The organism is Amycolatopsis sp. NPDC003861, from assembly GCF_053605405.1.
In genome coordinates, this window is the sequence record NZ_JBSGJD010000192.1 from 1 (window position 1) to 19,874 (window position 19,874).

Below are 19,874 nucleotides of genomic sequence, written 5' to 3' on the forward strand. Positions count from 1 at the left end.
GGTGCGTCAGACGCACCGAACGCCACATTGGGGCGCTTGGGGCGGGGGTCAGTCGTGGAACGCGTGCTCCGGCGCCGGGAACTCCCCGCGCCGGACGTCCTCGGCGAACGCCGTGGCCGCGTCCTGCAGCACCGTCGCGACGTCGGCGTAGCGCTTGACGAACCGCGGCGCCTTGCCGCGCCGCAGCCCGGCCATGTCCTGCCAGACGAGCACCTGCGCGTCGCAGTCCGGACCGGCGCCGATGCCGACCGTCGGGATCTTCAGCTCCGCCGTGACGCGCTTGGCGGCCTCGGCGGGCACCATCTCCATCACCACCGCGAACGCCCCGGCCTCCTGCAGCGCCAGCGCGTCGGCGAGCAGCACGTCCGCCGCTTCGCCGCGCCCCTGCACCCGGTAGCCGCCGAGGTTGTGTTCACTCTGCGGGGTGAACCCGATGTGGCCCATCACCGGCACGCCGGCCGACGTCAGCGCCTCGACGTGCGGGGCGAACCGCCGCCCGCCTTCGAGCTTCACGGCGTGCGCGCGGCCCTCCTTCATGAACCGCACCGACGTCTCCAGGGCCTGTTGCGGCGAGAGCTGGTAGGAGCCGAACGGCAGGTCGGCGACCACCAGGGCCCGCTTGACCGACCGGGTGACCGCCCGGACCAGCGGCAGCAGCTCGTCGACCGTCACCGGCAGCGAGGTGTCGTAGCCGAAGACGTTGTTGGCCGCGGAGTCGCCGACGAGCAGCACGGGGATCCCGGCCTCGTCGAACAGGGCGGCGGTGTACATGTCGTACGCGGTGAGCATGGGCCACGGCTCCCCGCGTTCCTTGAGCTCGCGCAGGTGGTGGACGCGGACCTTCCGGCCCGGGGACTTGGCCGCGGGAGCGGCGGGCCCGGTGCCGTAGGGGGCGGGTTCTTCGGGGCTGGCAGACATCGTCGTCGACCGTCCTTCCCTCGAGGCCTCGGTGAGGTCCCCGGGTCGTGGAGCAGAGGCGTCTCAAAGCGTGACACGCCCCCGGACCGGCCCCAACCGCGTGCGACCAGCTTCACACCCCCGGGGAGGACGGGCCGTCAGCCTTCAGGTTGATGTCCGGGGACAACCAATGCGGGTTCACTTACGTCAAGAAGAGGGCATGACCCCCGACCGGCCGCGAAAGGCGACGAAACCACCCATGGGAAACCTCGCGAGTCCGCGCCGTCGCCTCCCCGCCTGGAAGGCGAAGGCGGGCGGCATCGTCGCGACCGTGGTCCAGCTGGCCGCGGTGTTCTCGGTGATCCTGCTCTTCACCGGCGGCCCGCACGGCCACCTGCTCAACGGCATCGACATGGCGTTCTCCGGCCTGAGCGTGCCGACCAGCGAGAGCCTGGTCATGGTGCTGCTGCTGGTGGTGCTCGGGGGCGCCCTGCGCCGCCGCAAGAAGGCGGCGCTGTACACGCTGGTGCTGTTCCAGATCGGCGGCCTGCTGCTCACCCTGGTCCTCCAGGCGACGCTGCTGTGGTCACCCGAACTGCTGACGCTCGGCCCGAAGCAGGTCCGGCACATCCCCGCGCAGCTGTGGGTGCTGACCATCGCCGACATCGTCTCGATCGGGCTGATCGTGTTCCTGCTCGCGCTGCGCCCGGCGTTCCCGGCCCGGCTCGCGCCGAGCGCCTGGCGCGACGGCCTCAGCATGCTGTTCGGCGGCTTCGCCGTGGTCATCCTGGTCGGCTGGGGCCTGGTCGAGGCGTTCCCCGGCCACCTCGGCGACACGTGGGAGCGCTTCGCCTGGGTCGTCAACCACGCCACCGGTGAGAACTTGCAGCTGCGCCGGATCGGCGTCGGCGAAGGCCCCGGCTGGCTGGACTTCCTCCTCGACCTCAGCGCGACCGCCGTCGCCACCGCCGCCCTGTACCTGCTCTTCCGCGGCGTGCGCAGCCGGGCGCTGCGGACCGACGAAGACGAGCTCCGCCTGCGCAAGCTGCTCGCCGAACACGGCGAGGACGACTCCCTCGGCTACTTCGCCACCCGGCGCGACAAGAGCGTCGTCTTCGCGCCGAACGGCCGCGCGGCGGTGACCTACCGCGTCCTCGGCGGCACGAGCGTTGCCAGCGCCGACCCGGTCGGCGACCCGGAGGCGTGGCCCGACGCGGTCCGCGCGTGGCTCGACGAGACGCGCACGTACGGCTGGACACCGGGCGTGCTCGGGGCGAGCGAGCGCGGTGCGAAGGCGTACACCGGCGCGGGCCTGCGGGCCCTGGAGATCGGCGACGAAGCCGTGCTCGACGTCCGCGAGTTCAGCCTGGCCGGCCCGGAGCGGCGCTCGGTGCGCCAGGCCGTCAAGCGCATCGAGCGCGCCGGGTACACCTCGCGGGTCCGCCGTCACGGCGAAATCCCCGACGCCGAGATGACCGAGCTGCTGTGGCGGGCGCAGGCCTGGCGCGGCGCCGAGACCGAGCGCGGGTTCTCGATGGCGCTGGGCCGCCTCGGCGACGCCAGTGACGGCCGCAGCGTGATGGTCGAGGCCTACGACGCCCGCGGCGAGCTCCGCGGGCTGCTGTCGTTCGTCCCGTGGGGCCGCCGCGGGCTTTCGCTGGACCTCATGCGCCGCGACCGCGACGCCGAGAACGGCCTCAACGAGTACATGATCGCCGAGACCGTCGCGGCCGCCCAGCACCTCGGCGCGCAGCGGATCTCGCTCAACTTCGCGATGTTCCGCGCGGTGTTCTCCGAAGGCGAGCGGATCGGCGCCGGCCCGGTGCTGCGGGCCTGGCGCGGGATCCTGAGCGTCTTCTCGCGGTTCTTCCAGCTGGAGTCGCTGTACCGGTCGAACGCCAAGTACGGGCCGGACTGGGAGCCGCGGTTCCTCTGCTACTCCTCGGCCCGGCGGCTGCCGCGCGTCGGCATCGTCGCGGGCGCCCTCGAAGGCTTCGTCCCGACCGGACGGGCGCGGTCGCTGCGGCTGGAGACGGTCAGCGAGGACTTCGTCGCCCACGTCAAGGAGATCGAGGAGTCGGCGGCAGCACCGGCGCCCAAGACCCTGCGGCGGCCGGAACAGGTCCGCGTCCGGATCGCCAAGCTCGCCAAGCTGCGCGAGGCCGGCATCGACCCGTACCCGGTCGGCTTCCGCCGCGACGACCACATCGGGGACGTCGTGGCGAAGTACGGCGACCTGGCCCCGGACACGAGCACCGGGCACCGGGTCCGGATCGCCGGGCGCGTGCTGAACCTGCGCATCCTCGGCGGCCTGTGCTTCGCCCGCGTCAAGGACTTCAGCGGCGAGATCCAGCTGATGCTGGAGGCCGGCGAGCTGGACCTCGACCGCTGGCGGACCGGGGTCGACCTCGGCGACCACGTCGGCGTCAGCGGCCAGGTCGTGACGTCGAAGCGGGGCGAGCTCTCGGTGCTCGTCGACGAGTGGACGGTCACCGCGAAGTGCCTGCACCCGCTGCCGGACAAGCGCAAGGGCCTCACCGACCCGGAGACGCGGGTCCGGCAGCGCTACCTCGACCTGGCGGTCAACCCGGACTCGACGACCATGCTGCGGCTGCGGTCCACTGTGGTCCGCGCGGTGCGCGACCGGCTGCACCACGCCGACTACCTCGAAGTCGAGACCCCGATGCTGCAGACGGTCCACGGCGGCGCCAACGCCCGGCCGTTCGTCACCCACATCAACGCCTACGACATGCGGATGTACCTGCGGATCGCGCCCGAGCTCTACCTCAAGCGGCTGTGCGTGGCCGGTGTCGAGCGCGTCTTCGAGCTCAACCGCAACTTCCGCAACGAAGGCGTCGACGCGACGCACAACCCCGAGTTCACGATGCTCGAGGCGTACCAGGCGTACGCGGACTACGACACGATGCGGACGCTGACCCGCGAGCTGGTCCAGCACGCGGCCGAAGCGGCGTACGGCGCCCAGATCGTGCGGCGGCCCGACGCGGACGGGAAGGTCGTCGAGTACGACATTTCCGGGGACTGGCCGGTGGTTCCGGTGCACGAAGCCGTCTCGGCCGTGTTCGGCGAGCAGGTCGGCCCGGGGACGCCGGTGGCCGGCCTGCGCCGCCTGTGCGCGGCCGCGGGCGTGCCGGTGGGGGAGGACCCGAGCCACGGCGACCTGGTGCTCAAGGCGTTCGAGCACCTCGTCGAGGGCGCGACCGTGCTGCCGACGTTCTACACCGACTACCCGACCGACGTCTCGCCGCTGACCCGCCAGCACCGCGCCGACCCGCGGCTGGCCGAGCGCTGGGACCTGATCGCGTTCGGCTCCGAGGTCGGCACGGCCTACACCGAGCTGACCGACCCGATCGAGCAGCGGCGGCGGCTCGAAGCGCAGTCGCTGCGCGCGGCCAGCGGCGACGTCGAAGCGATGGAACTGGACGAAGATTTCCTGCTCGCCCTGGAGCACGGCATGCCGCCGACCGGCGGGCTCGGCCTGGGCGTCGACCGGCTGCTGATGATGCTGACGGGCGCATCGATCCGCCAGACGGTCCTGTTCCCCTTCGTCCGACCGCAGGCATAACGAGTCGGTGGACCTGGTCACGGCGACGGGCCGTGGCGCGGTCCGTCGCTTACGCTCTGCCTCGTGCGCACGGCTCGGATCGCCTCGGCCCTCCTGATGGGGGTGGCCGTCCTGGCGTATTCGGGCTGGCTGCTGGAGTTCTTCCTGCCGACCGGGATCTCCCCGGTGCACGACCCGGCCGAGGCGCTGCTGGCCGGGCCGCCGGTGTTCCGCGTCCTGCTCGCCGTGTCGGGGGTCGCGTTCGTGCTCGCCGGGCCCCCGCTGCACCGGCTCGGGCCGGTCCACTGGTCGGCGCGGCTCAGCTCGATCTCGGTGAGCGCGTTCGGCGTGCTGGTGCTGCTGCAGGCCGCCTACCCCGAGCGCAGCGACCTGCTGTCGTCGCTGCTCAACGTCGTCCTGGTGGGCGGGGTGATCAGCCTGATCATGTGGTGGCCGCCGGGCTGGCGCGCACTCGCGGTCGCGGGCCTGGCCGTGGTGCTGGCGACCTGGCTGGCCGTCGTGCTCGCCCGGCAGCTGGGCACGTACGAAGGCGTCTTCACGCGGGTCCAGCTGGTGGTCCGCGCGGCCCTGTACGGCGTCGGCGGGGCGTACGCCTTCGTCAAGCCGGCCCCGCGGCACGTGCACCGATAGCGGGATTCGCCCGAAAATGTCGGTGCCGGGTGGCACGATCGCCGCAGGAGAACCCGAGCGGAAGGATCGACATGGCGGGAAACGTGCGCCCAGTGGCCGACGAGCGTGACGGGCTGCTGAGCTTTCTGGAGCAGCAGCGGTACGTGCTCAGGCTGGCCGCCCACGGGCTGACGGACGAGCAGGCGAGACGCACCTCGACGAAGAGCACGCTGTCGGTGGGCGGGCTGATCAAGCACGTCGCCAGCACCGAGTACGGCTGGATGGACACGGTGCTCCAGGTCCCGCAGAAGCCGTTCGGCGAGGCGGTGGCGGAGTACGAGGACGCGCACCGGCTGCGCCCGGACGAGACCCTGGAAGGCGTCCTGGCCCGCTACGACGAGGTGGCCGCGCGCACGGCCGAGGTGATCGCGGGCATCGAGGACCTCGGCCAGGCGGTCCCGGTCCCGAAGGGCGTCCCGTGGTTCCCCCAGGACGTCGAGGCGTGGTCGGTCCGCTGGGTCCTGCTCCACCTGATCCAGGAGACGGCCCGCCACGCGGGCCACGCGGACATCATCCGCGAGCACATCGACGGCGGCACGGCCATGCCCCTGATGGCCGCGGCCGAGGGCTGGCCCGAGTCCCCCTTCATCAAGCCCTGGACCCCGTCCACCCAACCAGCCTGACCCGACGGCTCGGCTCGCGCCCACCCGCGAGCCGACCCCGTGTCGTCCACCTGAGTACGCGAGTTCCGCCTCCGATCACGCGAGTTCCGCCTCCGATCACGCGAGTTCCGCCTCCGATCACGCGAGATCGGCCTCCAGTCACGCGTGATGCCCCTCCGAACACGCCGCGGAAGGCTCAGAACAGGGTCGGCTCGTCCGCCAGCGCGCCCTCGATCACCAGCATCCGGCGTTTCGTCCCGACCCCGCCCCGCGCGGAGAACCCGCCGTCCTTCCCGCCCGCAGCCAGCACGCGGTGGCACGGCACGATGATCGGGAACGGGTTGTGCCCCATCGCCTGCCCGACGGCCTGCGCCGACCCCGGCTGCCCGAGCCGGTGCGCGATGTCGCCGTACGTCAGCGTCCTGCCCGGCGGGATCGTCCGCGCGACTTCGTACGCGCGCCGGTTGAACTCCGGCACCCCGGCCATGTCCAGCGCCACCGAAGCCAGGTCCTGACGCGCACCCGCGAGCAACGCCACGATCCCGTCCACCGCCTCCCGCACCGGCGCCGGCGGCGGCCCCTCGACGGCGTCCGGGAACCGCCGGGCCAGCCAGGCCCGCGTCGCCGAAGCACTTCCCTCGGGCAGCGACGTCCCGATCACGACGTCGTCGCGCCAGGCCAGCCCGCACGCGCCGATCGCCGTCTCGAACACCGTGAACCCCGTCGTCATGGCGTCCAGCCTACGACCGAAGAGGGGTACCGCCCCGCCGCAAATGATCGCTAAGTTCGGTTTGGGCGAATTCGAGGAGGACGCGTGCGGCGAATCATCCTGGCGACAGCGCTGCTGCTCGGCCTGATCGCGACGCCGGCCGCCGCCGACCCCCTGGTGCTGCCGCACGTCGTCGTCGCACACCACACCTGGTGGGCCGAGCTCGCCATCAAGAGGGCCGGCGGCACCGTCGTCGCGAGCTACCCGCAGATCGGCGTCGTCGTCGCGTACACCGCAAAGGACGACTTCGCCGCGAAGCTCCGGAAAACCCCGGGCATCGACGCCGTCGGCGCGACGCGCACCGCGAAGATCGCGAAGGAGTTCTTCGCGCCCCGCAAGGACCTCCGCTACACCGGGCCGAACTCGCCGAACTCCGGCCAGGTCCCGCCGGAGGGCACCGCGTGGGACGTCCCGGCGCTGCACCTGCCCGAAGCGCACGCCGTCACCGACGGCAGCAAAAACACCGTCGTCGGCGTCCTCGACGTCGGCGTCGACGACACCCACCCGGAGCTCACGGAGGCGTTCGACCGGAGGAACTCCGTCTCCTGCCTCTCCGGTTGGCCCGACCGCGGCCCCGGCGCCTGGCGGCCCACCCTCGACGGCCACGGCACGCACGTCGCGGGCACGATCGCCGCGGCCCGCAACGGTTCCGGCGTCGTCGGCGTCGCGCCCGGCGTCCGCATCGCCGCCGTCAAGCTCGCCGAACTCGACGACACCGAGACGGCCGAGAGCATGGTCTGCGGCTTCGTCTGGGCGGCCGAGCACGGGTTCACCGTGGCCAGCAACAGCTACCGCTCGATCCCGTGGCGCTACAACTGCGACGACCAGCCGGACCAGGCCGCCGCGAAGCTCGCCGTCGGCCGCGCGGTCGCGTACGCGCAACGCCGGAACGTCCTCGTCGTCGCCTCCGCCGGCAACGCCGGGATCAACCTCGACACCCGCTCGGTGGACAAGGAGAGCCCGGCCGACAGCACCCCGGTGGAACGCCGGATCGCCCCGACCTGCACCCGGCTGCCGCACGAACTGCCCGGCGTCGTCGGCACCGGCGCGCTCGACGAAAAGCTCGTCAAAGCCACCTTTTCGAACTACTCGGCGACGCGGATCAGCGTCGCCGCGCCCGGCGCGCGCGTCTGGTCGACCTGGCCGAACGGCGAATACCGGTCCGTGAGCGGGACGTCGATGGCCGCGCCGCACGCCAGCGGCGTCGCCGCCCTGATCGCCAGCCGGCACCCGCACTGGAGCGCCGAGCGCATCAAGAGCGCCCTGTACGCCACGGCCACGCCGCTGTCCTGCCCGGACACCGTCTGCGCGCCCACGAAGCAGGGAACGACCTACTACGGCCACGGGATGGTCGATGCGGCGAAGGCCGTCGGCGCGGGATGATGGCGCTCGTGCTCGATCACCTCGTCTACGCCGGCCCGGACCTCGCCGACGCCGTCGCCCGGGTCGCCGCCCTCACCGGGGTCACGCCCGCGCCCGGCGGCCGCCACGTCGGCGTCGGCACCGCCAACCACCTCGCCGACCTCGGCGCGGGCATGTACCTCGAGGTCATCGGCCCCGACCCGGACCAGCCGGACCCCGGCGCGCCCCGGCCGTTCGGCATCGACGACCTGACCGAGCCCGCCCTGGTCGCCTGGGCCGTCCGCACGACGGACCTCGACGCGACGATCGCGCAGGCCCGCGCCCACGGCTTCGACCCGGGCGACCCGAGGGAGATGTCCCGCGAAACCGGCGACGGCGAAACCCTGCGCTGGCGCCTGACTCCGCCGAGCGTCCCGGGCACCCTGCACCCGTTCCTCATCGACTGGGGCGCCACCCCGCACCCGACGACGCGGGACCTGCCGTCCCTGCCGCTGCTGATGGTCACCGGCACCCACCCGGACCCGGATTCGGTGCTCGCGGTGACCGACGCGCTCGGCCTGGAGCTGCTGGTCCGCCGCGCGGAGAAAGCCGGCCTGACGGCGGCCCTCCGGACGCCGGAAGGCCGCCAGGTCGCGCTGAGTTAGGCCTTGCCCTCGCGCCACAGGTTGGTCATCGGCAGCCGCCGGTCGCGGCCGAACGCCTTGAACGTGATCTTCGTGCCCGGCGGGTACTGGCGCCGCTTGTACTCGGCCTTGTCGACCATCCGCACCACGCGGTCGATCGTCTCCGGGTCGAAGCCCGCCGAAACCAGGTCCGCGTACCCGCGGTCGCCCTCGACGTAGTCGTCGAGGATGTCGTCCAGCAGCTCGTAGTCCGGCAGCGAATCGGTGTCCACCTGGCCCGGCCGCAGCTCGGCCGACGGCGGCTTGGTGATGGAGTTCTCCGGGATCGGCGGGGTTTCGCCGTTCTTCACCGCTTCGGCGTTGCGCCACCGCGCCAGCTGCCACACGTGCGTCTTGAAGACGTCCTTGATCGGGGCGAACGCGCCGACCGCGTCGCCGTAGATCGTCGAATACCCGACGGCGAGCTCGGTCTTGTTGCCGGTCGCCAGCACCAGGTGACCGTCCAGATTGGACAGTGCCATCAGGAGCATGCCCCGCGTCCGCGCCTGGATGTTCTCCTCGGCCAGCCCGGTCAGCGACAGCTGGTCGACGTACACGCGCACCATGTCCTCGACCGGCTCGACCCGGTAGTGCGCGCCGATCCGCTTCGCCAGGTCGGCGGCGTCGTCCTTCGAGTGCCCCGAGGAGTACTTCGACGGCATCGAGACGCCGTAGACGTTGTCGCCGCCCAGCGCGTCCGCCGCCAGCGCCGCGCAGACCGCCGAGTCGATGCCGCCGGAGAACCCGAACGTCACCGACGAGAAGCCGTTCTTGTGCACGTAGTCCCGCAGCCCGACGACCAGCGCGTGCCACACCTCGGCCTCGTCCGACAGCGGCTCGCTGATCACCGGCTCGGCGGAAGCCGGGTACGCGGGAAGCGGCTCCTCGCTGAGCACCCGGCGCCGGACGGCCAGGCCTTCGTACGAACCGTCGCCCGCGTACCCGGTCTCGGGCAGGTCCATGTCCACCACGAGCAGGTGCTCGACGAACTGCGGCGCGCGGGCCAGCAGCGTGCCGTCCGCGCCGACGACGAGCGAGTCACCGTCGAAGACGAGGTCGTCCTGCCCGCCGATCTGGTTGGTGTAGACCAGCGGCGCCCCGGCTTCGGCGGCGCGGCGGGCGATCAGCGGCAGCCGCTGCTCGTCCTTCGACCGCTCGTACGGCGAAGCGTTCGGCGCCACGACGAGGTCGACGCCGGCCCGCCCGAGCGCCGAGATCGGCCCGCCGTCCTGCCAGATGTCCTCGCAGATGACCATGCCGATGTCGAGCCCGTGGAACCGGACGACGTCGAGCGTGGTGCCCGCCTTGTACCAGCGGTGCTCGTCGAAGACGCCGTAGTTCGGCAGGTGGTGCTTGAACTGCCGCGCGACGACCTCGCCGCGGTAGAGCGCCGCGGCGGCGTCCCGCGGGCCGACGTCGTCGAGGTCGAGGTAGCCGAGATAGGTGAGCACCTCACCGCAGCCGGCTTCGTCGAGGCGCCGCGCCAGCGCCTCGACGCCCTGGCGGGAGGCGGCGGCGAAGGTCTTGCGGAGCGAAAGGTCCTCGATCGGGTAGCCGGTCAGGGACATCTCGGGGAAGACGACGACGTGCGCGCCGGCTTCGGCGGCCCGCCGCGTCCACTCGACGTGCAGCTCGGCGTTGCCGTCGAGGTCGCCGACGGTGGGGTTGACCTGGGCGAGCGCGATGCGCAGTTGCGGCATGCCGCCATTCTGGCTCACGGTCACCCGCCCGGCCGAGCGAATGTGGGCGAAATCGAAAGGCCCCCGCCCGGACGAACCGGACGGGGGCCTCCACCGAGCGAAAGGCTACTTCCGCTTGATCATGCTCCGGACCTTCTTGATGGTCTGCTCGAAGTCCGAATCGAACGGGTTGTCGTGCACGAGGTACGTCCACGTCGTGTTCGCCCGCCGCACGCCGGCGTCGCCGAGGTCGATGCCCTCGTCGGTCAGCTCCGCCTCTTCGAGGGTCTTCGCCGCCCGCGCATCGGCCTCGCCGATGATCTTGTGGAACTCCGGGATCGCCGCGCGGTGGAACTCGTCCAGCGGCGTCTCGCGGGCCAGCGCGCGCAGGTGGATGCTCTCGCGGACGTCGGTCAGGTACGCCAGGTGGTCCGACCACAGCTGGTCGATGTGGAACAGCAGCACCTCGCGGCACATCTGCTCCAGCTTCTCCTGATCGTCCAGCTTCTCCTTCAGCTCGCCGAACTTTTCCTCGTGCGCCTTCTCCAGCACCTCCGCCGCGTACGCGGTGCGAAGCACCTTGTCGCGGTGCACGAGCAGGTCACGCCGCTGCCGCTCGATCAGCCGCGTGTACCGCCAGGTGTTGCGGTGGATCTCCAGGTCGACGCCCTCGGCGACGCGCTGGGCGTGGTTGAGCTGCCGCAGCGCCGCGCCGTCGGTGATCTCGCCGGTCTCTTCGTCGTCGACGATGCCCTCGGGCACGTCCGGCGCGTTCGACAGCACGAGGTCGTCGTTCAGGCTCGCGAAGAAGACCGCGCTGCCCGGGTCGCCCTGACGTCCGGACCGGCCGCGCAGCTGCCCGTCGAGGCGGCTCGACGGGTACCGCGCGGTGCCGATGACGTGCAGCCCGCCCAGCTCGACGACCTCTTCGCGGGTCGCGCCGTCGGTGCCGCCCAGCCGGATGTCGGTACCGCGGCCGGCCATCTGGGTGGACACGGTGACCGCGCCCTTCTTGCCGGCCTCGGCGATGATGGCGGCCTCTTCGGCGTCGTTGCGCGCGTTGAGCACGACGCACTCGAGGTCGACCTTCGCGAGCTTCTCGGCCAGCTCTTCGGACTCGGCGACGTCCTGGGTGCCGACGAGGATCGGCCGCCCGGTTTCGTGCACCGTGCGTATTTCCTCCTCGATCGCCCGCAGCTTCTGCGACGGCGACGCGAAGACGCGGTCCTCGAGGTCCTCGCGGATGTTCGGGGTGTTCGGCGGGATGACCGCGACCTCGAGCTCGTAGAACTCGCGCAGCTGTTCGGCGACGGCGACCGCGGTGCCGGTCATGCCGGCCACCTCGGGGTAGCGCGCGAGCAGCGCCTGGACGGTGATCGAGTCGAGGATCTCGCCGCGGTCGGTCGCGGTGACCTGCTCCTTCGCCTCGACGGCGGCCTGGAGGCCGTCCGGCCAGCGCTGCAGCTCGGCGACCCGGCCGCGGGCGGCGTTGATGAGCTGGACCTTGCCGTCGCGGACCAGGTAGTCGACGTCGCGGGTGAGCAGCGCGTGCGCGTGCAGGGCGACGTTGACCGCGGCCAGCCGGTCGGACGCCTGCTCGTTGAACAGGTCGTCGACCTCGAGGCCGAGCGACTTCGCGACGACGGACGAGCCGGCGTCGGTCAGCCAGGCGTTGCGGCCCTCGCTGTCGGTCTCGTAGTGCAGGTTGAGCCGCAGCCGCCGGACGATCTTCGCGACCTCTTCGTCGGCGTCGCTGCGGTCGATCGAACCGGCCATGACCAGCGGGACGCGCGCCTCGTCGACCAGCACCGAGTCCGCCTCGTCGACGATCGCGACCTCGGGGTCGGGCTGGACCAGGTCGGCCACCTTCGTGACCAGGCGGTCGCGCAGCACGTCGAAGCCGATCTCGGCGACGGCGCCGTACGTGACGTCCTTGGCGTAGGCCTCGCGGCGCTCTTCGCGCGAGTGCGACGGCTCGACCCAGCCGACCGACACGCCGAGCAGGGCGTACACCGGGCCCATCCACTCCGCGTCGCGGCGGGCCAGGTAGTCGTTGACCGTGACGACGTGAACGCGCTTTCCGCGGATCGCGTACCCCGCCGCGGCCAGCGCACCCGCGAGGGTCTTGCCCTCACCGGTCTCCATCTGCACGACGTGCTTGGTGAGCAGGCCCATCGTGCCCAGCACCTGCACGTCGAACGCGCGCTCGCCCAGCGCCCGCCGGGCGGCCTCGCGGCCCAGCGCGCACACCTCGATGAGCTGGTCGTCGCCGAACGCGGTGTCCTTCAGCGTCTCGCGAAGCTTGCCCGCCCGCTCGGTCAGCTCCTCGTCGGAGAGCTTTTCGAGCTCGGGTTCGAGCTTCTCGACCGCGGGCAGCAGTGCTTCGTAGCGGGTCAGCTCGACGCTGCCCGGCCGCTGGATGATCCGGCGGAGCTTCTTGCCCATCCGGCTGATCAGTGCTGCCACCCCTGGTCTCCCGTTCTCTCTCGCTCGACCGGCCTCCACCACCCAACGCGACGGTGGTGCGTTCGAGTTCCGCGGCCGGATGGGACGATCCAACCGTGTTCCCACATCCCAGCGCCAGGTCCCATCGTCGCCGGATCACCGCGATCGCGACGTCCGTGCTGCTCGCGGCCTCGCTGGCCGCGTGCACGTCCTCCGGCAAGACCGAGCCGCCCGCGCCGACGACCGAGTCGCACCCGCCGTCCGGGCCGGTGCCCGCCGGGCTGGAGCGGTTCTACGGCCAGAGCCTGAGCTGGGCCGACTGCGCACCTTACGCGACGTCGGAGGACTCGCGATCGGCGTTCCAGGCGAAAGACGTCCAGTGCGCGCGCCTGACCGTGCCGCTGGACTACGCGAAGCCGGCGGGGGACACGATCATGCTGGGCCTGCTCCGCCGCAAGGCCACCGGCGAGAAGATCGGGTCGCTCGTGGTCAACCCGGGCGGCCCGGGCGCGTCGGGCATGGTTGCGGCCGCCGGGCTGGGCAAGCCGGTGACCAGCACCGGGCTGGGCAAACGCTTCGACCTGGTCGGCTTCGACCCGCGGGGGATCGGCGCCAGCCAGCCGGCCATCCACTGCCTGACCGATTCCGAGCGCGACGCCGACCGCGCCGACGACAGCGAGACCGACGGCTCGCCGGCCGGGGTGCTGAAGCAGGAATCGCAGGAAAAGGACTTCGCGGCCAAGTGCGCCCAGCGCACCGACGACGGCACCGCGATGCTGGCCAACGCCGGCACCCGCGACGTCGTGAAGGATCTCGACGTCCTCCGCTCGGTCCTCGGCGACGAAAAGCTCACCTATTTGGGCTACTCCTACGGCACCCGGATCGGGTCGGCCTACGCCGAAGCGTTCCCGAAGAACGTCCGCGCGATGGTCCTCGACGGCGCGGTCGACCCCGAGCAGGACGCGGTCGAGTCGCTCGTCGCGCAGGGCCAGGGCTTCGGGACGGCGTTCACGCAGTTCGCGAAGTGGTGCACGGCCCAGCAGGACTGCGCGCTCGGCGGAGACGCCGGCGGCGCGGTGACGGCGTTCCAGAACCTCGTCCGCCCGCTGATCGACTTCCCGGTGCCGGTCGGCGACGGCCGCAAGCTCTCCTACGAAGACGCCACCACCGGCGTCATCCAGGCGCTCTACCAGGAAAGCCTCTGGGACACCCTGAACACCGGCCTCAACGAGCTGAAGCAGCAGCGCGGCGCGACGCTCGAGAAGCTCGCCGACATCTACAACGAGCGGGACTCCGACGGCAAGTACGGCACCACGCAGGACGCCTTCACGGCGATCCGGTGCGTCGACGACCCGCGCGTCACGGACCCGGCCGTCATCCTCAAGGCGCAGGAGGAGTACGTGAAGGTGGCGCCGTTCCTCGACGACGGCCGCCCGGCTTCGGCGGCCCGCGACGCCTGCGCGTTCTGGCCGGTGCCGAACACGTCCGAGCCGCACGTGCCGAACGTCGAAGGCCTGGCGAAGACGCTGGTCATCTCGACGACCAACGACCCGGCGACGCCGTACCAGGCCGGCGTCAACCTCGCGAAGGGCCTGAAGGGCGCGTTGCTCACCTACGAGGGCACGCAGCACACGGTGTTCCTTCAGGGCGTGAAGTGCGTGGACGAGGCGGGCACGGACTACCTGGTCGACGGCACGGTGCCGCCGGACGGGAAGCGCTGCTCGGGCCAGTAGCTACTGCTGCTTGGTCAGGGACAGCTCGATCATCACCGGGCTGAGGTGGTCGCCGGCCGGCGGGACCTGCACCCAGAGGCGCACGAAGCGCCGGGGCCCGCCGTCGTCGGCGACCCAGACCTTGACGGTCAGGTCGGCGTCGACCTGGGCGAGCACGCGGTGGGCGACGGCGGCCGGCACCCGGCCGCCGACCCGCAGCGCCGGCGCGCCGTCGACGTTCTCCCGGCCTTCGGTCTTCGCGCCGGTCACGCCGTCGAGCAGCCGCTTCAGCCCGCCCTGCGGGCCGAGGAACGCGCTGACCGGGTACGGCGGTTCCTGGCTGTCGCGCACGTCGAAGGGGAACTTGGTGTGCCCGTCCCCGTCCTGGACGTCGGCCGTGCCGGTCGCGCGGCCGCCGTCGTCGAGGGTGGCGTCGCCTTCGATCTGACGCAGCGGGAAGCCCGCCAGCACCCCGTTCACCCCGGCCGCGAAGTGCACGCCCCGGACCGCGGCGAACGACGTCGCGGCCTCACGGACGAGGTCGGCGCCCGCCGGGAACGGTCCCCGCGTGTCGGGTGACCCGGTGCAGCCGGCCGTCAGGAGAAGCGCGAGCAGCAGCGCGAGGCGGGACATGGCGCGAGCCTACTGTTGGCCCGATCCTTTCGGATGATGTCCTTCCGGCCACTGTCGCCGTCACGCGCGCGCGGTGAGACTGCCTGGGTGACTGTTGAGACCCGTCCCGCCCCGAAGCTGCACCGCGCGTGGCTGATCGCCGGTGCCGCCTTCGTCGCGCTGCTCGCCTCCGCCGGCTTCCGCGCCGCCCCCGGCGTCCTGATCGACCCGCTGCACGAAGAGTTCGGCTGGTCGCGCACCACGATCAGTTCCGCCGTCTCGGTGAACCTCGTGCTTTTCGGCCTCTTCGCGCCCTTCGCGGCCGCGTTGATGGAGCGGTTCGGCATCCGGCGCGTCTCGGCGACGGCGTTGACCGTCATCGCGGCCGGCGCGGGCGGCACGGTGTTCATGACCGCGAGCTGGCAGCTCGTGCTGTGCTGGGGCGTGCTGGTCGGGCTCGGCACCGGCTCGATGGCGATGGGCTTCGCCGCGATGGTCGCGACCCGGTGGTTCGTGGAGCGCCGCGGCGTCGTCACCGGCGTCCTGACCGCGGCGGGCGCCACCGGCCAGCTGATCTTCCTGCCGCTCATCGCGAACCTGGCGGTCGGCTCCGGCTGGCGGACGGCGTCGCTGGTGATCGCCATCGCCGCGCTCGCCGTCGTCCCGGTGGTCCTGCTGGTGCTGCGCGACCACCCGGCCGACGTCGGCCTCACGGCCTACGGCGCGCCCGCCGGCACCGAGATCGCGCGCCCGGCACCGTCGACCGGCTCGGTCCGCCGTGCCCTCTCCGTGCTGGGCCAGGCCGCCCGCACCCGGACGTTCTGGCTGCTCGCCGTCGGCTTCGCGATCTGCGGCGCGACGACCAACGGCCTGGTCGGCACCCACTTCGTCCCGGCCGCGCACGACCACGGCATGCCGCAGACGACCGCGGCGAGCCTGCTGGCCCTGGTCGGCGTCTTCGACGTCGTCGGCACGATCTTCTCCGGCTGGCTCACCGACCGGATCGACCCGCGGATCCTGCTCGGCGTCTACTACGCCCTGCGCGGGCTCTCGCTGGCGCTGCTGCCGCAGCTGTTCACCGACAGCGTGCAGCCGAGCATGTGGGCGTTCATCCTGTTCTACGGCCTCGACTGGGTGGCCACGGTCCCGCCGACCGTCGCGCTCTGCATCCGCGCGTTCGGCGACGCCGGCCCGATCGTGTTCGGCTGGGTCTTCGCCTCCCACCAGCTCGGGGCCGCGTTCGCCGCGTCGGCCGCCGGCCTGGTCCGCGACCAGCTCGGGAACTACACCCTGGCCTGGTACTCCGCGGCGGTGCTCGCCGTGATCGCGTCGGTCGCTTCGCTGGCCATCACGCGGGCGAAGAAACCCGTTGCGGTGCTCGCGACGTGACTTCGGCGGCGTCGGCGCGTCGCGAAACATGCCGTTAACACGCTGTGGTTAGGGTGCGGCCATGGATCGCCAGCAGGAATTCGTGCTCCGCACGCTCGAGGAGCGCGACATCCGTTTCGTTCGTCTCTGGTTCACCGATGTGCTGGGGTTCCTCAAGTCCGTCGCCGTCGCGCCGGCCGAGCTCGAGGGCGCTTTCAACGACGGGATCGGCTTCGACGGCTCGGCCATCGAGGGCTTCGCGCGCGTCTACGAATCGGACATGGTCGCCAAGCCCGACCCCGCCACGTTCCAGGTGCTGCCCTGGGAAACGCCCGACGGCGGTCCGTACTCGGCCCGCATGTTCTGCGACATCGCGATGCCCGACGGCTCGCCGTCCTGGGCGGACCCGCGGCACGTGCTGCGCCGCCAGCTGTCGAAGGCCGCCGAAGCGGGCTTCACCTGCTACGTGCACCCCGAGATCGAGTTCTTCCTCCTCTCGAACATGCCCGACGACGGCAGCGAGCCGGAGCCGGCGGACAACGGCGGCTACTTCGACCAGGCCAGCCACGCCACCGCGACGCACTTCCGCCGGCACGCCATCGAGACCCTCGAAGCGATGGGCATCTCGGTCGAGTTCAGCCACCACGAAGGGGCACCGGGCCAGCAGGAGATCGACCTCCGCTACGCCGATGCGCTGACGATGGCCGACAACGTGATGACGTTCCGCTACGTCGTCAAGGAGGTCGCGCTGACCCAGGGCGTGCGCGCGACGTTCATGCCGAAGCCGTTCACCGACCAGCCCGGCTCGGGGATGCACACGCACGTCAGCCTGTTCGAAGGCGACCGCAACGCGTTCTACGACGCCGAGGACCCGCACGAGCTGTCGGAGACCGGTAAGGCCTTCGTCGCCGGGGTGCTGCACCACGCCAAGGAGATCTCCGCGGTCACCAACCAGTGGGTGAACTCCTACAAACGCCTGATCAGCGGCAGTGAGGCGCCGACGACCGTGTCGTGGGGCCGCGCGAACCGCTCCGCGCTCGTCCGCGTCCCGATGTATTCACCCGGAAAGGCGTCATCCCGCCGGGTGGAGATCCGTACCCTGGACTCGGCGTGCAACCCGTACCTGGCGTACTCGGTCATCCTGGCCGCCGGGCTCAAGGGGATCGAGAAGGGCTACGAGCTGCCGCCACCCGCCGAGGACAACATCTGGCAGCTGAGCGACGCCGAGCGGCGCGCCGCCGGGTACGCCCAGCTACCCCAGAACCTGGGAGAGGCACTGGCCGAGATGGAGAAGTCCGAGCTCCTGCCGGAAGCGCTCGGCGAGCACGTCTACGACTTCTTCCTCCGCAACAAGCGCGTGGAGTGGGACAACTACCGCAGCGCGGTCACCCCGTACGAACTCCGAACGCTCCTCCCGGTGCTCTGATGGGGCGGCGGCCGGTGTTCCTCGCGATCCTGGCCGCCGCACTCGCGCTCGTCCCCGCCGCGCCCGTCGCCGCCGCGCCGGTTTCTCCGCGGTTCGACCTCGACGCCGCCGACATCCCGGCGCTGCAGGCCCGGATGGCGTCGGGCCGGCTCACCGCGGTGGGCCTGACCAGCACTTACCTCGATCGGATTCACCGGATCGACGGTAAGGTCAACGCGGTCCTGGCCCTGAACCCGTCGGCTCTCGGCCAGGCCGCGGCCAGCGACGCGCGACGTCGCGCCCACCACCTGCGTGGCCCGCTCGACGGCATCCCGGTACTGGTCAAGGACAACGTCGACACGCGAGACCAGTGGACGACGGCCGGCTCGCGGGCGTTGCGCAGCCGCCCGGCCGCGGACGCCACCCTGATCACCCGGTTGCGGGACGCCGGCGCCGTGATCCTCGGCAAGGCGAACCTCTCCGAGTGGGCGAACTTCCGCGCCGCGAAGCCGACGTCCGGCTGGTCGGGCGTGGGTGGGCAGACGAACAACCCGTACGTGCTGGACCGCAACCCGTGCGGGTCGTCGGCGGGCTCGGCGGCCGGCGTCGCGGCCACGCTGGCCCAGGTGGCGATCGGCTCGGAGACGGACGGCTCGATCGTGTGCCCCGCCGGCATGACGGCGACGGTCGGGCACAAACCGAGTCTCGGCCTGGTCAGCCGCACGGGCGTGGTCCCGATTTCGGCCGAGCAGGACACGGCGGGCCCGATCGCCCGCAACGTCGTCGACGCGGCCCTGACGCTGTCGGTCCTGCAGGGCCGCGACCCCGCGGACCCGGCGACCCTGACGTACCCCCGCACTCAGCCCACGGACTACGCGAAGTTCCTCCGGCCGGGTGTCCTGCGCGGCGCCCGCATCGGTCTGTGGCGCCTCCCGGTCCTCGGCCCGGCCACCGACGCGATCATGACATCGGCGAAGAACTCCCTGGTCAAGGCCGGTGCGACGGTCGTCGAAGTGACGTTGCCCTATCAGTCGCGGTTGGCCGAACTGGAGTTCCCGGCCCTGCTCACGGAATTCCACCGGGACATCGACGCGTACCTGGCGACCCGCCCGTCCGGGCCGCGGAACCTGGCCGAGCTGATCGCCTACAACCGGGCGGACCCGCTGGAGCGGACGTGTTTCGCGGGGCAGGAGCTGTTCGAGCAGGCCCTGGCGGCGCCCGGACCGTCGGACCCGGGTTACCGCGCCGTGCGCGCCGAGCTCACGGACCTTTCGCGCCGATCCCTGGACGAGACCCTGGACGCGTATCACCTGGACGCGATCGCCTCGCCGACCAACCCGCCGGCCTGGAAGACGGATTGCGCGGTGGGCGACAACGACGTGATCCCGTCTTCGACGCCGGCCGCGGTCGCGGGCTACCCGGACGTGACGGTCCCGGCCGGGTTTGCCGGACCCCTCCCGGTGGGCATCTCGTTCATGGGAGCGCGGTGGTCCGACGCCCGGATGCTGGCGTTGGCGGCGGACTTCTCGCGGGCCGCGCCGGCCCGGGTGCCGCCGCGGTATCTGCCGACGGCGCCGTCGTAGCCGTCCGTAAGCACTCTGACCTGCGGCGACGCCGTTAAGTGACCCCCCTGTTCCGGGGTCGTTCCGGGGCATGTAATCTTCTCTTCGTCGCCAGGAACACCGGGTCACACCGGGGCCGAAAGCCCCAAGAGACCAGGCCGGGACGAGCGGGTTGACACCGCGGATCGGACCGGGTAATGTTCAGCGTCGGCCCACGAGCGGCCGCCGACCCCCTACGACTAAACCCGTAGGCTGAGGCATGCTCGACCAAAAGCTTGTGAATATCGCTTGGAACAACTGCCGAGGATATAGCCGCTGATAAGGCGGCGAGTCCGGAGTGTGTTGCTTGAGAACTCAACAGTGTGCTAGTGAACTAAGCCAGTAGAGCTTATATTGAAACCCCCTCGTCGGGGTTTCCTTTGAGAGCAGTAAAATGCCTCGATTGAACTGTTCATTGTTGGAGAGTTTGATCCTGGCTCAGGACGAACGCTGGCGGCGTGCTTAACACATGCAAGTCGAACGCTGAACCCACTTCGGTGGGGGATGA

The 19,874-nt window shown here is 71.5% G+C and carries 14 protein-coding genes and 1 rRNA gene; 10 read left to right on the top strand and 5 right to left on the bottom strand.

Annotation, left to right across the window (positions count from 1 at the left end):
* Window positions 1–48 precede the first annotated feature (48 nt).
* Window positions 49–918 carry a 3-methyl-2-oxobutanoate hydroxymethyltransferase gene (gene panB / locus ACWEVN_RS34765; protein ID WP_449687680.1) on the bottom strand — a complete coding sequence of 290 codons (870 nt, stop codon included), beginning with the start codon at window positions 916–918 and terminating at the stop codon, window positions 49–51.
* Window positions 919–1,156: 238 nt separating this feature from the next.
* On the opposite strand from panB, the gene lysX reads away from it, so the two are divergent.
* From lysX to ACWEVN_RS34780, 3 genes are all read left to right on the top strand, one after another.
* Window positions 1,157–4,480: a bifunctional lysylphosphatidylglycerol synthetase/lysine--tRNA ligase LysX gene (gene lysX / locus ACWEVN_RS34770; protein WP_452054097.1), complete on the top strand. Its 3,324-nt coding sequence runs from the start codon at window positions 1,157–1,159 to the stop codon at window positions 4,478–4,480.
* Window positions 4,481–4,543: 63 nt separating this feature from the next.
* Window positions 4,544–5,110, top strand: coding sequence for a hypothetical protein (locus tag ACWEVN_RS34775; RefSeq protein ID WP_449687682.1), 567 nt, complete (start codon window positions 4,544–4,546; stop codon window positions 5,108–5,110).
* Window positions 5,111–5,181: 71 nt separating this feature from the next.
* Window positions 5,182–5,772, top strand: a complete 591-nt coding sequence (locus tag ACWEVN_RS34780; protein ID WP_452054098.1) for a DinB family protein — start codon at window positions 5,182–5,184, stop codon at window positions 5,770–5,772.
* Between the two features lie 175 nt (window positions 5,773–5,947).
* Here ACWEVN_RS34780 and ACWEVN_RS34785 read toward each other — a convergent pair whose 3' ends face one another.
* A complete protein-coding gene (locus tag ACWEVN_RS34785; RefSeq protein ID WP_449687684.1) occupies window positions 5,948–6,481 on the bottom strand; it encodes a methylated-DNA--[protein]-cysteine S-methyltransferase in 534 nt (177 codons plus the stop codon).
* A gap of 84 nt (window positions 6,482–6,565) precedes the next feature.
* Between ACWEVN_RS34785 and ACWEVN_RS34790 the strand changes: the two genes are divergently transcribed.
* Both ACWEVN_RS34790 and ACWEVN_RS34795 read left to right on the top strand, forming a co-directional pair.
* Window positions 6,566–7,903, top strand: a complete 1,338-nt coding sequence (locus tag ACWEVN_RS34790; RefSeq protein ID WP_452054099.1) for a S8 family peptidase — start codon at window positions 6,566–6,568, stop codon at window positions 7,901–7,903.
* Between the two features lie 8 nt (window positions 7,904–7,911).
* Window positions 7,912–8,526 (top strand): VOC family protein, encoded by a 615-nt coding sequence (locus ACWEVN_RS34795; protein WP_449687686.1) that lies wholly within the window; start codon window positions 7,912–7,914, stop codon window positions 8,524–8,526.
* Here ACWEVN_RS34795 and ACWEVN_RS34800 read toward each other — a convergent pair.
* On the bottom strand, window positions 8,523–10,244 hold the full coding sequence (locus tag ACWEVN_RS34800) for an NAD+ synthase (RefSeq protein WP_452054100.1): 1,722 nt from the start codon (window positions 10,242–10,244) through the stop codon (window positions 8,523–8,525). The two genes, ACWEVN_RS34795 and ACWEVN_RS34800, sit on opposite strands and share 4 nt — an antisense overlap.
* Window positions 10,245–10,349: 105 nt before the next feature.
* Window positions 10,350–12,689, bottom strand: coding sequence for an accessory Sec system translocase SecA2 (secA2, locus tag ACWEVN_RS34805; RefSeq protein ID WP_452054101.1), 2,340 nt, complete (start codon window positions 12,687–12,689; stop codon window positions 10,350–10,352).
* A 155-nt stretch (window positions 12,690–12,844) separates the two neighbouring features.
* Here secA2 and ACWEVN_RS34810 point away from each other — a divergent pair, with 155 nt between their 5' ends.
* Entirely contained in the window at window positions 12,845–14,401 is a 1,557-nt protein-coding gene (locus ACWEVN_RS34810; protein ID WP_452054104.1) for an alpha/beta hydrolase, read from the top strand.
* On the opposite strand, the gene ACWEVN_RS34815 is transcribed toward ACWEVN_RS34810, so the two are convergent.
* Window positions 14,402–15,013, bottom strand: coding sequence for an LppX_LprAFG lipoprotein (locus tag ACWEVN_RS34815; RefSeq protein WP_452054102.1), 612 nt, complete (start codon window positions 15,011–15,013; stop codon window positions 14,402–14,404).
* Window positions 15,014–15,100: 87 nt separating this feature from the next.
* Here ACWEVN_RS34815 and ACWEVN_RS34820 point away from each other — a divergent pair, with 87 nt between their 5' ends.
* The 4 genes from ACWEVN_RS34820 to ACWEVN_RS34835 all read left to right on the top strand — a co-directional run.
* Window positions 15,101–16,381: an MFS transporter gene (locus ACWEVN_RS34820; RefSeq protein WP_449687689.1), complete on the top strand. Its 1,281-nt coding sequence runs from the start codon at window positions 15,101–15,103 to the stop codon at window positions 16,379–16,381.
* 61 nt (window positions 16,382–16,442) lie between these two features.
* Window positions 16,443–17,786, top strand: coding sequence for a type I glutamate--ammonia ligase (glnA, locus tag ACWEVN_RS34825; RefSeq protein ID WP_191315086.1), 1,344 nt, complete (start codon window positions 16,443–16,445; stop codon window positions 17,784–17,786).
* Window positions 17,786–19,348 carry an amidase gene (locus ACWEVN_RS34830; protein WP_452054103.1) on the top strand — a complete coding sequence of 521 codons (1,563 nt, stop codon included), beginning with the start codon at window positions 17,786–17,788 and terminating at the stop codon, window positions 19,346–19,348. Before glnA ends, ACWEVN_RS34830 begins: the two co-directional genes overlap by 1 nt.
* Before the next feature lie 433 nt (window positions 19,349–19,781).
* Window positions 19,782–19,874 (top strand): 16S ribosomal RNA (locus ACWEVN_RS34835); the annotation flags it as partial.